Raw genomic sequence first — 12,643 nt, 5'->3', positions numbered from 1 at the left:
GCCAGACTAGTACCCCAAGCCTGTCGCTCGACCGCAGGCGACTGAGAGACTGCTCTTATTCCCGGTTACGGAGAATGGGTGATGGAGGTAGGAAGGTTCGACCCTCCGACCACTGTGTTGTCAGCCTATTGCTCACCACTGAGCATACGCCAACTCCAAATTTGGACGTGACCTATTAAGAACGAAAGTAGGTTTTTGGGATAAAATTTCATCTAAAAGATGGGATCTTTAATGAGCAATGGTTATAAGTTTATGGATTAAGAATTATTTATTTAACGATGTTTTATGATGTTAGTGTTAGTGTTACAAATCAGAGTGAAGGCTATTTTGAATTCTTTGAATTTGCATTATTGTTGAAGATATTTGATTTGTAAGCATACTTTGATATCGACCAATCAATAATTGTTGCCCCATCGGCAAGGCGGCACTGGTCCCAATTACGATCGCGTTTGGGTCACCGTTCGGCATATTGAGCTCGGATCTCTCTGCCTGGATAAGCCGTCGCTCTCGCCAAAATAGGTTCGCCAGTCGTTCGACCAGAAGCGTTTCAGTCTCGGTCATTGGATCGTATTCGGCCATGAGTGCCGAGAGCATATTGCTGTATAGTTCGCTATCCTCGATGTCCGAGACGACTCTCTCACTTAGAACCCCATGTCGCTCGGCATTTCTGCTGCTGATCGCACGGCCTGTTTCTGTGCGAGGCCCAGTGCTTCTCCGCGCGTTCCGGCGGTTAGCTGCGATCTGTCTATCGCTAGTCATGCGTTCTCCAGCTGATACAATTCCAAACGAACCCATTTTACGTTGCCGGTAATGCGATTGGTGCAACTGGTTGCAACGGTTCGGTGCACACCCCGCTCCAGATATTTGATTGGAGTGACATAAAAAAGCCCGCCTCAATGGGGGCGGGCTTGTTCACGGCTCCTGGTGTGGATGGTGGGCGTAGGAAGGTTCGAACTTCCGACCCCTGCGATGTCAACACAGTGCTCTACCACTGAGCTATACGCCCACGCATCGAACGGCCCCGGTTGCGGAGCAGGGCGGTCCTTTAGCGAGCCTTCAGAAACCGCGCAAGGCCAAATGGCCCGTTATAGGCGCGCGCTAACTTTTTCTTCGAGGGCGCGTTCCACCTCAAGCACGAGATCGCGCAGGTGGAAGGGCTTCGACAGCACTTTCGCATGCGGCTGCTCGCGGCTGGCCTTCAGGGTTACGGCCGCGAAGCCAGTGATGAACATGACCTTGGTATCTGGGCTGAGTTCGTTGCACCGCTGGGCCAGTTCGATACCGTCCATTTCGGGCATCACGATGTCCGACAACAGGAGATCGTAGTCGCCCTGTTCAAGCAATGGGAGTGCGGCAGTGCCACGATCGACCGAATCGACGGTGTAGCCAGCGTTTTGGAGGGCGCGTGCAAGGTAGACACGCATCGCGTCGTCGTCTTCGGCTAGCAAGATCTTCTGGGTGGCGTTTCCGGTCATGCCACCATCCTAAAGCCGAGCGCTTAAAAAACCATGTAGAATCCAATCGGAGCGCAAAGGTTTTGGGTGGGGCATCTCGCGTAGGCGAGCCCGGCCGAAGCCCCTTGCTCCAAGCTCCGCCGCCTCTATGGTTGAGGCATATCTCTCAGGATTCGACTTGAAGAACCACGTGGACAGAAGTGCGGATGAGACCGGCGGGAACATTCCAGGCTGCATCGCGGCCCCTGCCTATAGTCTCTGGCGACAGACGTCGCGCGGATTGCCGATCCTCATCGCGATACCCCACGGTGGGACCGCCTATCCCGATGCGATAATAGATGCCCTTCGCGATCCGGCCCAGGTGCGCTTGAGGCTGGAGGATCGCCATGTCGGGGAGGTAGGCAAGCTGGCGGCGCGGCGGTCCCAGGTGTCCTGCCTGCTGGCGCATGCGCCGAGGGCCATGATCGACCTCAATCGGTCGACCGACGATATCGACTGGGGTATGGTCACTGGCAGCCGCCCGCGCGCCACGCGCAACTCGCTGGTCAACCGCAGGTCAAGGAACGGGCTTGGACTCATTCCTCGCCGGGTTTCGGGCATGGGGGAAATCTGGCGCAATCCGATCGCTCGCGAGGAAATCGACAGGCGCATCGCCGCGATCTACACGCCCTACCATCTGGCGCTCGGGCGGGAGTTGGAGCGTTTGCGTGACGCGTACGGGGCGGCGCTGCTGCTCGATTTGCATTCGATGCCGCCGCTTAGGTCCTCTTCGCCGGATCAACTCCCGGCCGAATTTGTCGTGGGTGACCGCTTCGGCGCGGCTTGCGATGCGGGACTGGCGGACCTCGCCATGCGGTACTTGGCCGGCCACGCCCGCCGCGTCGCCCATAACCGGCCCTATTCTGGCGGGCACATGCTAGATCGCTATGGCCAGCCCATGCGAGGTATTCATGCCATCCAGGTGGAAATCTGCCGCAGCCTATATCTCGACGCGCGGCTTGACCAAACCAGCGCGCGCTTGCCCGCCATCGCACGGCTGGTTGCAGGGCTCGTCGAGGCCCTCGGCAATGAGGTGCTGCAACTCGGCCCTTCATCGCGTCTGTCACAGGCGGCGGAATAACTGCCCGACAAAAAACACCCCGCGTGAAGATATCGCGGGGTGCCAAGGTTCAGGGAGGAAATGCACTCACGTGCATTGCCGAACGAGCCATGAGGGAAGCATCGCCCGGCATGCCATAAATGGTGATGCAGCTAGCTCGTTCAAGGGATGGATCGCGCGGCCCGGACGATGCTTCGCCTTGCAAGAAGAGCGCTTCGTCGCTTGTCACATCGCTTGAGCGATCAATGCGAGCCCTGAACCCTCCAAGGCCATATCTGTCAGCTCAGCTACCAGCACGCATTCCCCGGCCTCAACCCACTCGTCGTCAATCAGCAGCCTTCCCGAGAATGGTATTACTAGTGCTGGACCTGCGAGAGGCTGGGGGGGAGTGATCCCGGCTCTGGCGTAGGTAAGCCGGAAATGCGGGCCGTCGACGATAACGCCGCAGTCATCATTCATTCGCGTGCGGAACCTTTCGGGGTAGGGAGCGAGATCTGCGACTGCCACCCCCTGATCGAGGTGCAGTTCCCGAGGCCTTCCGTAATCGAACAGGCGAAATGTGACGTCGCTGTTCTGTTGTACCTCGATCAAGCTTACCCCGCCGCCAATGGCGTGCACTGTGCCGGCGGGAATATAGAAAGCGTCACCAGGCCGGACTTCATGCCAGACGAGGTCTTCAACAATAGAGCCATCCACGGCTGCCCTGCGAACTTCCTCCTTCGACAAGGTTTCGCGGAAGCCAGCGGCAATTGTCGCTCCTTCATCCGCGTCAAGAATTACCCAGCATTCGCTCTTGCCCTCGCGGCCGAGCCCCAGTTTTACCGCCTGCTCATCATCGGGGTGGTTTTGTATGGAAAGTCTCTCACTTGCGAAGATGTACTTCACAAGGAGCTGATCGAGTTCGGCCGGAGGCTTGAACCAGACTTCGCCAATGCGGCTTTCCGAAGGGTGGGGGAAGGGGGGGGGCAGCCGGTCGACACCCCATACCTTTTCGACGAACCCCCGCGGAAGCCTGCGGATCATAGTGCCTTGACCCTCCGTGCCTGGCCCACGCTCTGGACGGCGCTGCGAGCCGTGACCAGCACGTCATCGCCATCAATGATGACGATCACGTCCTCGACGCCGATGACCGTCACATGGGGCCCATCCGTATCGATCATCGTTCCGGACGCATCTATGATTTCACCCCCGCCCACTATCACGTTGCCCTCTGTGTCGGCCTTCCGCTTCTGGTACAAGGCATCCCAATTGCCGATATCGGACCATCCGATCTGCGCGTCGACCATAGCCGCGCGATCCGTGTTTTCCATGACGGCATAATCCACTGATTCCCCGGGAACGTCGGCAAACAGGGACTCATCTGGCTCGAAGGACGTGTCCTTGCGGATGCCTGCATCAAAGGACTTTACGGTTTGGGCGAGCAGTTGAGGGCGATAGGTTGCAAGCTCATCGATGAAGTGTCCGGCGCGAAACGCGAAAATCCCACCGTTCCAGGCGTAGTTGCCATCTTCGAGGAACGTCAGGGCTGTTTCGAGATTGGGCTTCTCCACGAAACTGTGCACGCGAAAACCTGATCCCAGCGCCTCGCCTCTGCGGATGTAGCCATAGCCGGTTTCCGGGGCGGTCGCTTCAATACCGAATGAAACGAGCCAATCATCGCTCGCGAGGGCAGCAGCCAATTTGGCGGCGTCTACGAAAGCGGCCTTATCGATAATGTGGTGATCGCTGGGGCATACCAGCATCACATCCTGCGGATCCATCGCCAATGCTGCAAGAGCGATGGCTGGCGCTGTGTTACGCCCTATAGGCTCGACGATGAATTGAGCATCCGCCGCGATGTCATGTGCTTGCGGTTTTGCGAATTGAAGGTGTTTTTTGCCGACAACGACGATGGGTGCGCTGAACACCGTCCTGTTTGCGCAACGATCGAGGGTCGCTTGGTACAAGGTCCGCTCGCCCAGGAGAGGTATGAACGGCTTGGGCCGCTCCGCCCGACTTCTTGGCCAAAGCCGGGTTCCGCTTCCTCCGCAAAGAACAACCGGCACAATTCTTGGCATCGAAAACTCCTCGACAACTGCATTGCATGAGACGGTCTTTGTCTCAGGGTGCTCTCCTTAGACGAGCCAAGCTTGAAGTCACTACTTGAATGAGCGGCGCGAAAGCAAAGGGTGGAAGTTCGCCTGCCAGTCCGCTGAGCCGCTCTCGCGCTCGGCGGACTCGATCTTTTCCAGTTCTTCCTCGATAAATTCCACCCGCTCGTCCCAGCCGTCATGGGTGCGCTTGCGAAGGATGCCGCCGCCATGCCGCGGTCCCCAAGTCTCCATGAACCGAATGGCCGCGGAGGGATTGTAGCCGGCATTCGCGAGGAGCCACGGCATCAACCGGTCGGCATCGCGCTCGGACAGTCTGACGAGGCTGCGCTTGCGGCCGGTTTTTTCGAACAAGGTCAGATGGCCGAGCAGATTATGCGCCATCTCATGTGCCACCGCCGCGGCGAACTCGTCCTCAGGGTAGGAAAAGCCGGGAAAGTTCTCGCCGACCAGAACCCGCTTGCCATCCGCGCTGGCTCCCTTGGAGGAATCGATCAATTCGAAGCGCGAGGCGCAGGCGCGCACTGGCTGGATTTCTCGCGTGGCGATCTCTTCGTTGACTGAGCGCCAACCTATGCTGAGCGAGCCTTTTGCCAGCGCGGTATCGATGGCGGCGTGGAGGGCATGGCCCCTCTGCCAGCGAGGCTCGGTCGGCGGCCATTTCCCGGTGATCGGCTCACCGCCCAGCGAAACGATCGTGTCGTTCTGACGAATGCCTGCGAGATAGGCCGGCGAGGCGGGGGCGACTGACTGGACGCCGATATCTCCGTCGAGGCCGAACAATGCCCTGACGGCGGCCGGTTCGCCGTAGGCTTCGGCATCGTGCAACAGCAGGCCGGACGCGGCAACCGTGTCGGAACAGAACGGAGCATTCGCCGTGGCGAGACGGTAGCCGACCCGGAAGAGCAGGTCTTCGCGATGCTGGAAGATCTCTAGGGGATAGAGTTCGCGCTGCGCGGAAGGTCCCTCGGCCGAAACCGGAGAGTGCGCAACAAAAAGGGCGGCCAGGACCAGCCCGGCCACCCCCCTTGATATGCTTGCCTTAGGCAGTCGGGACACCGTTCAACTGGGCCTGCGGCTGGGGAGCCGTGCCCTGGCTCGTCTGACGCGCGAAAATGACGCGCATCTGCTCAAGCGAGAAGAGATGTGCGTAGATGAGCTGGAGCAGACCGCTCTCGTTCCACTTGCGCAGCTGGTCGCCGCGCAGTCCGCGCAGCTTTTCGGCATCGATCATCTGGAAACCGCGATAGACGAACGGCTTGTCTTCGCCGGGGCGCTGGATGGCGACTTCGCCGTCCATCAGCAGGCCGTGTTCCTTGAGTTCGTTCATGAAGGCCTGGGTGCGCTGGCCAGCCTGTTCGAAGCTTTCGCAGAATTCGAGGATGGTCTTGGTCGCCTGTGCCGGCTCCTTGCCATCGAAGAAGGGTTCGCCGTCTTCGAACTCGCCGACCGATTCCGCGGTGGGATCGAAGCAGAGCGAGAGCTCTTCCGCATCCGGGCGCAGGCGGGCGAGCATGAACGGGTAGCGGCGGATGTAGGCCGGCAGGTAAACCTGTTCGATGACCTTGCCGGTTTCATCGACATAGGTGTTCACGCCCTCGTTCAGTCCGAACAGCGCCAGCGGGAGCGAGTTTTCGCCGGACGAGAAGACGATCGGCAGCTGGCGCTGCGCCTGGATGAATTCATCGACCGTGAGCGGAACTGCGTGCTGCTTGGCAAGCCACGGGGCCAGTTCGATCGCACGCGTCTTGAAATTCGCGTGATCGTTGCTGTTGAGCGGCATCAGGTCGTTGTAGAAAAGGGGCAGGTTCGGCTGCGGCGCGCTGGCCATGGAAACTCTCCGGAAACATTGGATTGGGCGAGCACGCCGTCGGGCGCGCGCGGGAAGGTGGGCGCTTTAGGGCGTTGCGGCATCTTTCGCAAGCGGGACGAGCTTGCCCGGATTGAGCAATCCACGGGGATCGAGCGCCTGCTTCACGCTGCGCATGAGCGCCAGCACGACCGGATCGCCGAGACGGCCCAGTTCGTCGCGCTTCATCTGGCCGATCCCGTGTTCGGCACTGATCGACCCGCCGAACCGTGTGACGAGATCATGGACGAAACCGCTGATCCGCTTGCCGTCGCTTGCCTCCCATTCGCCGCGTACCGATCCTGCGGGCGCCAGGACGTGAAAATGGATGTTGCCGTCACCCAGATGGCCGAAGCCGACCGCCGTCGTGCCCGGGAAATGGCGTTCGACCTCCGGCGCGGCCTGTTCGACGAAATCGGCCATCTTTGCGACTGGCACCGAGATGTCATGCTGCATCGCGGGCCCGATAGCGCGCTCTGCCGGGGCGATCGAATCGCGGATCAGCCAGAAGGCCTCCGCCTGTGCCTCGTTTGCGGCCATGACGGCGTCTTCGAGAAGGTCCTGCTCCATGGCCTGCGCGAGCATGGCTTCGGCGCGATCGCGCGTCGCCTCCTCGCCGCCCTGCGGAGCGACCAGTTCGATCAGCGCGTGCCATGCATGATGGCCCGCCAGGGGCGCCCGCGCATCCGGCATGTGGGCCAGCACCGAGGCGAGACAGTGCGCCGGCAACACCTCGAACCCTTCGAGGCTGTCGCCGGCAAGTGTCTCGCAATGCAGCAGAAGCCGGCGAGCGGCAGCGATCGAGGGCAGGCCGGCCCAAGCCACCACGCGGCCCCCGGTCTCGGGCAGCAGGCGCAGCGTCGCCGCGGTCACGATCCCGAGGGTTCCTTCCGAGCCGATGAGCATCTGCTTCAGGTCGAAGCCGCGATTGTCCTTCTTGAGCGGCGTCAGCGCGTCGAAGATCGACCCATCGGCCAATACGGCCTCGAGGCCTAGCACTTGCGCGCGCATCGTCCCGTGGCGCAGTACCTGCGTGCCGCCCGCATTGGTAGAAATGAGGCCGCCGATCGTTGCCGAACCCTTGCCGCCGAGCGTGAGTGGGAAGCGCAGGCGCTGCTCTTCGGCTGCCTCGTGCAGCGTCTGGAGGATCACGCCGGCATCGCAAGTGACCTGCCGCGCCTGGGCGTCGAGTTCGCGGATCCGGTCCATCCGGCGCAGCGACAGCACCACGGCATTTCCGCTCGAATCCGGGGTGGCACCGCCCGACATTCCGCTGTTCCCGCCCTGCGGTACGGCGGGAATGCCGTGCTCACCGCACAGTTTGACCAGAGCTGACACCTCCGCTGTGGAGGCGGGCGAGGCGAGGCCGATTGCCTTGCCCGTGTAGCGCCCGCGCCAGTCGGTGAGCCACGGGCCGACAAGCTCGGGATCGGTGGTGAAGCCGCGTGGGCCGAGCAGGGCGAGGGCCGCGTCGATGAAAGGCTGTGTCTCGGACATTGCGGCAGCCTTGCCACAGGTTGGCGAGCGATTGCCACCGTCTTGCGATATGGGCGCGATCAATTAAGCCGATATTCAACCGTCCGGGCGCAAGGGGGCATCCGACGCAGCGTCGGCGAGTTCGCCGGCACCACAGGAGCAGTTCGACCGCGCCCATGCCGTTTGTTGCCGCCATGATGTCCTTGCTGTTGCCGCTGGTGACGCCCTCGGGCGCACCGGTGGAGGGTGAGACCGTTCATCAGGGCCGCGGCGAAGCGCCGGCTGTCTCTCAATCCGCGCTGTCGGACCGCCTGCCCGAATGGAACGCCCTGGTAGATCCGGGCGAAGTACCGGTGGCCAACCAGGTTCGCATCGAGAGTCGCGTCATCCTGCGCGTAAGCCCACAGCCGAGCCGGGCGCGTGACAGCCTGCTCGCCGACCTCCCGCAGCGGGCGGTGCCCGCTCGCCTGGTCGAGCGCCCGATGGGGCGCTGCCTGCCGGCAAGCGGGATCGTTGGCGTGTCGGATAGCGGCAGCCGTCTCATCATCTACATGCGCGATCGCAGCATGATCTCGGCCCGGCTCGAAAAGGCCTGCAGCCCGCGCGATTTCTACCTCGGCTTTTACATGGAGCGCAGCGAGGACGGCCAGCTTTGCGTCGATCGCGACCGCCTGATGTCGCGCGCCGGTGCGAAATGCCGGATTTCGGGGATGAACCAGCTCGTTGCCGTTCGGCCACGCGACTGACCCAACCTTCCCGCGCAGGGCAGCAAACCTTGACTTTCGAGCCCGAACGGGCAAAGGGCGCGGCCAGTCGATGTCGCGGACGCGCGGCTTGTTGTCGGCAGCTTACCCAGGGAAATTTCGACGCGCATGACCTTCGCCGATCTCGGCCTTTCACCAGACTTGCTCAAGGCGGTTGACGAGGCCGGCTACACGACGCCGACCGACATCCAGCGCGAGGCCATTCCGCCCGTGCTGATGATGAAGGACATCATCGGCATCGCGCAGACCGGCACGGGCAAGACGGCCAGCTTCGTCCTGCCGATGATCGACATCATGGCAGCCGGCCGGCGCCGCGCGCTGATGCCGCGCTCGCTGATCCTCGAGCCGACCCGCGAGCTCGCGGCACAGGTCGCCGAGAATTTCGAGAAATACGGCAAGTATCACGATCTCAAGATGGCGCTGCTGATCGGCGGCGTGCAGATGGGCGACCAGGTCAAGGCGCTCAACGAAGGCGTCGACGTCCTGATCGCGACCCCGGGTCGCCTGATGGATCTGTTTGAACGCGGGAAGATCCTGCTCAACGGTTGCGAGCTGCTCGTCATCGACGAGGCCGATCGCATGCTCGACATGGGCTTCATCCCCGACATCGAATTCATCTGCGACAAGCTGCCCGAGACGCGCCAGACCATGCTGTTCTCGGCCACCATGCCCCCGCCGATCGAGAAGCTGGCGAAGAAATTCCTCAGCAATCCCAAGAGAATCGAAGTGAGCCGCGCGGCGACGACGAACAAGGACATCACCGCCTTCAAGGTGCCGGTGAAGAGCCGCCAGAAGCGTGACACGCTGCGCTGGCTGCTGCGCAACGACCTCGTCGAGACCGCGATCATCTTCGCCAATCGCAAGACCACCGTGCGCGAGCTCAACAAGAGCCTGCAAAGCCACGGCTTCGCCTCCAGCGAGATTCATGGCGACATGGACCAGTCGAGCCGCCTGAAGGAACTCGACCGCTTCAAGAAGGGCGAGGTGAACATCCTCGTCGCCTCCGACGTCGCTGCGCGCGGGCTCGACATCAAGGGCGTGAGCCATGTGTTCAACTTCGACACGCCGTGGCACCCGGACGACTATGTGCACCGCATCGGGCGCACGGGCCGCGCGGGTGCCAAGGGCCGCGCTTTCACTTTCGTCGCCGAAGAAGACGGCGAGGCGATCGAGAATGTCGAGAAGCTGACCGGGGCGGAAATCCCCGTCTTCGGCAAGAACGACGTCCGCGTCGAACTGAAGGTGCCCGAACCGGAAGCCGAGACGGCCGATGAGCGCGCACCCGAGCCGAAGAAGGCCAAGCCCGAGCGCAAGTCCAAGTCGGAGGGCAAGGCCAAGGACGAGCGCAAGGTCAAGGACGAGGCGCCGAAAAAGCCCCGCGCGAAGAAGCCGGAAAAGAAGGTCCCGGCAGAGAGCCACGCCGCGCAGCCCCAGGAGGCTGGCGACTGGAATGGTCCGGTGCCGGGTTTTCTCGACGTTTCGGCGCTTTGAGGCTGCACTCTTTACGGTAGGTTTACCCTGATCGGGCATGAGGGGCGGCATGGACATGCTGCCCGCACCCGTGATCGCATTCCTGCGCGAACTGGCGATCTATTTCGCCGCATTTGCCGTGCTGGCGCTGGTGATGAAGCGCCAGAAGATCGTCGCGTCGGTCATGGCATGCCGCAGGGAAGCCGGCACCAATCTGGGCCTTGCTGCGGTCAATTCGCTGATCATCGGCCCGCTCTTCGCCGTTCCCACGCTGGCGCTGGCGACGTTTCTCGACGGATCGGGTTATCTCGGCGGGTTTTGGGACAGCGTGCCCGAACTGCTGACCTTGCTGGTCGGCATCCTGCTGATCGATCTCGTCGCCTATTGGCGCCACCGGCTCGAACACACACGCGAGTTATGGCGCTATCATGCGACCCATCACGCTGACACCGCGATCCACTGGCTCTCGGTCCAGCGCAAGCATCCGGTCGCGAAGGTGATCTCCGCGCTGTTCGATACGTCGCTGGTCGTTGCGCTTGGCCTGCCGGCTTGGGCGATCCTCGGCGCCATCCTGATCCGCAGCTGGTGGGGACACTTTATCCATGCCGACGTGCCGTGGACGCTGGGCGCGTTCGGCGAAGTGCTGATGTCGCCCGCCGCGCATCGGCTCCACCATATCCGCGACGAGGAGTTGATGGGCACGAATTACGGGAATACCGTGACCCTGTGGGACAAGCTGTTCGGCACGTGGTGCAATCCCAAGCCCTACCTCAACTGCGAGACCGGGATCGAGGAAGGGACGCGCGGGATTTGGGGCGAACTCATGCGCCCGTGGGAAGCCCGCTACCGCGAGGCAGCGCGCGAGCCGGGATCGACCGCCGAACTTACCTGATAGCCGCCAGCTGGTAGAGCATCTCGACGTAACCCATTGTCGCCTCGGTTATCCCCGCGACTTTTGGATTAGTCGATTCCACCACGTAATATTCGTCCGGCGCATGCGCGCCCGAGCCGTGGCCGAGCCCGAAGTGGCCCGCAGGGATCGAGACGGGCGGCGCGGTGAAGGTCGCGCCCGGCCAGGAGCCGGCGAGTCGCGGATTGAGCGTCGCCTCGACACCCATCGCGCGATAGGTGGCGAGCTGGGCCTGTATCAGGCGGCTGTTCTCGTCGGTTTCGGTGGGGTCGTAGCCGCCCGAGACATTGACCTCGACATCCGGGAAACCCTGCGCATCGAGGTGCGCGCGCAATTTGCGCACAGCTTCCTCGCGGGTCTGGTTCGGAACGAGCCGCAGGTCGATCTTGGCGACCCCGCTGCCCGGCAGCACGGTCTTGCCGCCCGGTCCGGTATAGCCCGCGACGAGGCCTTCGATATTGACCGTCGGCTGTTCGGCCAGGCGGATCAAGGCGTCTTCGAAGGACAGGTCGTCGATCCAGTGGGTGATGCCGAGGCTGGCCTTGGTGCGCGCTTCATCGCCGGCGTCAGCCGCCTTGCGGATCAGCTCCTTCTCGCGCTCGGTCAGCGGGCGTACGTTTTCGAACCAGCCGTCGATCGCGACAGTATTGCCGTCCGGCGTGACCAGCGTATTGAGCGCGTGGACGAGCCGCCAGACGGGCGAATCGACCGCCGCCTTCTGGCTCGAATGGATGTCCCCCGTGGGCCCGCGTCCCCATTTTTCGCCGCTCGCGACTAGTTCGAGTTCGACGATGCCCTTCGAGCCGAGATTGACGTTCACCGCGCCATTGGGGCCCTGCCAGCTGGCGGGAATGAAGATGCCTTCGCATTTCCGCAGGGCAGCGAGCACGTCGGGCGTTTCGGCGATCTGGCGGAAGTTGGGGCTGCCGATTTCCTCCTCGCCTTCGCAAATCAGCGCGATGTTGACGGGCGGGGTAACGCCCGCGTCTCGCATGGCGTGGAGCGCGGCCAGGAAGGTCGCTTCCGGACCCTTCTGGTTGACCGCGCCGCGGCCCATGATCGCCTTGCCCCAGTCGGGTTTGTCGACGATCAGCGCCTCGAGCGGCGGGGACGACCATTCTGCGGGGTCGTACTGCTTCACGTCGTACATGAAGTAGATGCCGAGCGTGCGCGGCGCGCCATTGTCCATGAAGCCGACGACGCCGGGTATGCCGTCGGTCGGCACCTGCCGCACGCCGGTGAAACCTGCCGACCGCGCGAGTTCTTCCATATAGGCCGCGCCTTCGGGCACATTGCGGTTTTCCGCCGCGATGGTGGGTAGGGCGATCCAGTCCTGGATGCGCTTGATGTCGGCAGCCTTGTTCGCTGCGGCAGCGGAGCGGATGGCGGCGCGCGCGTCCTTGCGGGCGAAAACAGCCTGCGGGAAGAGCGCGGCCCCGGCGCCCAGCAGCATGGAAGAGCGCAACAGCGTGCGGCGGTCGATAGCGAGGTCGGGCATTCCGGTCATGGCAGTCTCCCTGTTCCGCAAGGG

At 62.4% G+C, this 12,643-nt stretch carries 12 protein-coding genes and 1 tRNA gene; 4 read left to right on the top strand and 9 right to left on the bottom strand.

What is annotated here, in order from left to right:
- Window positions 1-303: 303 nt before the first annotated feature.
- The 3 genes from K3172_RS11125 to cpdR all read right to left on the bottom strand — a co-directional run bounded on the left by K3172_RS11125 (window position 304) and on the right by cpdR (window position 1,475).
- Window positions 304-579 carry a hypothetical protein gene (locus K3172_RS11125; protein ID WP_221590033.1) on the bottom strand — a complete coding sequence of 92 codons (276 nt, stop codon included), beginning with the start codon at window positions 577-579 and terminating at the stop codon, window positions 304-306.
- Between the two features lie 352 nt (window positions 580-931).
- A tRNA-Val gene (locus K3172_RS11120) sits at window positions 932-1,006 on the bottom strand.
- 79 nt (window positions 1,007-1,085) lie between these two features.
- A complete protein-coding gene (cpdR, locus tag K3172_RS11115; protein WP_221590031.1) occupies window positions 1,086-1,475 on the bottom strand; it encodes a cell cycle two-component system response regulator CpdR in 390 nt (129 codons plus the stop codon).
- A 259-nt stretch (window positions 1,476-1,734) separates the two neighbouring features.
- Here cpdR and K3172_RS11110 point away from each other — a divergent pair, with 259 nt between their 5' ends.
- Entirely contained in the window at window positions 1,735-2,574 is an 840-nt protein-coding gene (locus tag K3172_RS11110; protein ID WP_247718147.1) for an N-formylglutamate amidohydrolase, read from the top strand.
- A gap of 204 nt (window positions 2,575-2,778) precedes the next feature.
- Here K3172_RS11110 and K3172_RS11105 read toward each other — a convergent pair whose 3' ends face one another.
- The 5 genes from K3172_RS11105 to K3172_RS11085 form a co-directional block, all read right to left on the bottom strand.
- On the bottom strand, window positions 2,779-3,576 hold the full coding sequence (locus K3172_RS11105) for a class I mannose-6-phosphate isomerase (protein ID WP_221590027.1): 798 nt from the start codon (window positions 3,574-3,576) through the stop codon (window positions 2,779-2,781).
- The gene (locus tag K3172_RS11100) at window positions 3,573-4,610 is read right to left on the bottom strand and encodes a mannose-1-phosphate guanylyltransferase (protein WP_221590025.1); all 1,038 of its coding nucleotides are present in this window, start codon (window positions 4,608-4,610) and stop codon (window positions 3,573-3,575) included. The genes K3172_RS11105 and K3172_RS11100 overlap by 4 nt, the downstream gene beginning before the upstream one ends.
- A gap of 81 nt (window positions 4,611-4,691) precedes the next feature.
- Window positions 4,692-5,666, bottom strand: coding sequence for a PDZ domain-containing protein (locus tag K3172_RS11095; RefSeq protein WP_221590023.1), 975 nt, complete (start codon window positions 5,664-5,666; stop codon window positions 4,692-4,694).
- Window positions 5,667-5,685: 19 nt separating this feature from the next.
- Complete coding sequence (locus K3172_RS11090) at window positions 5,686-6,474, bottom strand: SapC family protein (RefSeq protein ID WP_221590021.1); 789 nt, start codon at window positions 6,472-6,474, stop codon at window positions 5,686-5,688.
- 66 nt (window positions 6,475-6,540) lie between these two features.
- Window positions 6,541-7,989: an FAD-binding oxidoreductase gene (locus K3172_RS11085; RefSeq protein WP_221590019.1), complete on the bottom strand. Its 1,449-nt coding sequence runs from the start codon at window positions 7,987-7,989 to the stop codon at window positions 6,541-6,543.
- A gap of 155 nt (window positions 7,990-8,144) precedes the next feature.
- Here K3172_RS11085 and K3172_RS11080 point away from each other — a divergent pair, with 155 nt between their 5' ends.
- The 3 genes from K3172_RS11080 to K3172_RS11070 all read left to right on the top strand — a co-directional run bounded on the left by K3172_RS11080 (window position 8,145) and on the right by K3172_RS11070 (window position 11,094).
- Window positions 8,145-8,714 (top strand): hypothetical protein, encoded by a 570-nt coding sequence (locus K3172_RS11080; RefSeq protein WP_221590017.1) that lies wholly within the window; start codon window positions 8,145-8,147, stop codon window positions 8,712-8,714.
- Window positions 8,715-8,840: 126 nt separating this feature from the next.
- Entirely contained in the window at window positions 8,841-10,223 is a 1,383-nt protein-coding gene (locus K3172_RS11075) for a DEAD/DEAH box helicase (RefSeq protein WP_221590015.1), read from the top strand.
- Window positions 10,224-10,272: 49 nt separating this feature from the next.
- Window positions 10,273-11,094: a sterol desaturase family protein gene (locus K3172_RS11070; RefSeq protein ID WP_247718146.1), complete on the top strand. Its 822-nt coding sequence runs from the start codon at window positions 10,273-10,275 to the stop codon at window positions 11,092-11,094.
- On the opposite strand, the gene K3172_RS11065 is transcribed toward K3172_RS11070, so the two are convergent.
- On the bottom strand, window positions 11,087-12,619 hold the full coding sequence (locus K3172_RS11065; protein ID WP_425594704.1) for a M20/M25/M40 family metallo-hydrolase: 1,533 nt from the start codon (window positions 12,617-12,619) through the stop codon (window positions 11,087-11,089). The genes K3172_RS11070 and K3172_RS11065 overlap by 8 nt on opposite strands.
- Window positions 12,620-12,643 lie beyond the last annotated feature (24 nt).

The organism is Qipengyuania proteolytica (assembly GCF_019711565.1).
GTDB lineage: Bacteria > Pseudomonadota > Alphaproteobacteria > Sphingomonadales > Sphingomonadaceae > Qipengyuania > Qipengyuania proteolytica.
Note: the sequence above shows the minus strand (reverse complement) of the source record. Positions and strands in the feature narration are given on the sequence as shown.

What these genes read in the sequence shown, in the direction of transcription:
- K3172_RS11080 (WP_221590017.1), top strand. Translation starts at nt 8,145, where the DNA reads ATGCCGTTTGTTGCCGCCATGATGTCCTTGCTGTTGCCGCTGGTGACG.
- K3172_RS11100 (WP_221590025.1), bottom strand. Translation starts at nt 4,610, where the DNA reads ATGCCAAGAATTGTGCCGGTTGTTCTTTGCGGAGGAAGCGGAACCCGG.
- cpdR (WP_221590031.1), bottom strand. Translation starts at nt 1,475, where the DNA reads ATGACCGGAAACGCCACCCAGAAGATCTTGCTAGCCGAAGACGACGAC.
- K3172_RS11090 (WP_221590021.1), bottom strand. Translation starts at nt 6,474, where the DNA reads ATGGCCAGCGCGCCGCAGCCGAACCTGCCCCTTTTCTACAACGACCTG.
- K3172_RS11105 (WP_221590027.1), bottom strand. Translation starts at nt 3,576, where the DNA reads ATGATCCGCAGGCTTCCGCGGGGGTTCGTCGAAAAGGTATGGGGTGTC.
- K3172_RS11125 (WP_221590033.1), bottom strand. Translation starts at nt 579, where the DNA reads ATGGCCGAATACGATCCAATGACCGAGACTGAAACGCTTCTGGTCGAA.
- K3172_RS11065 (WP_425594704.1), bottom strand. Translation starts at nt 12,619, where the DNA reads ATGACCGGAATGCCCGACCTCGCTATCGACCGCCGCACGCTGTTGCGC.
- K3172_RS11070 (WP_247718146.1), top strand. Translation starts at nt 10,273, where the DNA reads ATGGACATGCTGCCCGCACCCGTGATCGCATTCCTGCGCGAACTGGCG.
- K3172_RS11085 (WP_221590019.1), bottom strand. Translation starts at nt 7,989, where the DNA reads ATGTCCGAGACACAGCCTTTCATCGACGCGGCCCTCGCCCTGCTCGGC.
- K3172_RS11075 (WP_221590015.1), top strand. Translation starts at nt 8,841, where the DNA reads ATGACCTTCGCCGATCTCGGCCTTTCACCAGACTTGCTCAAGGCGGTT.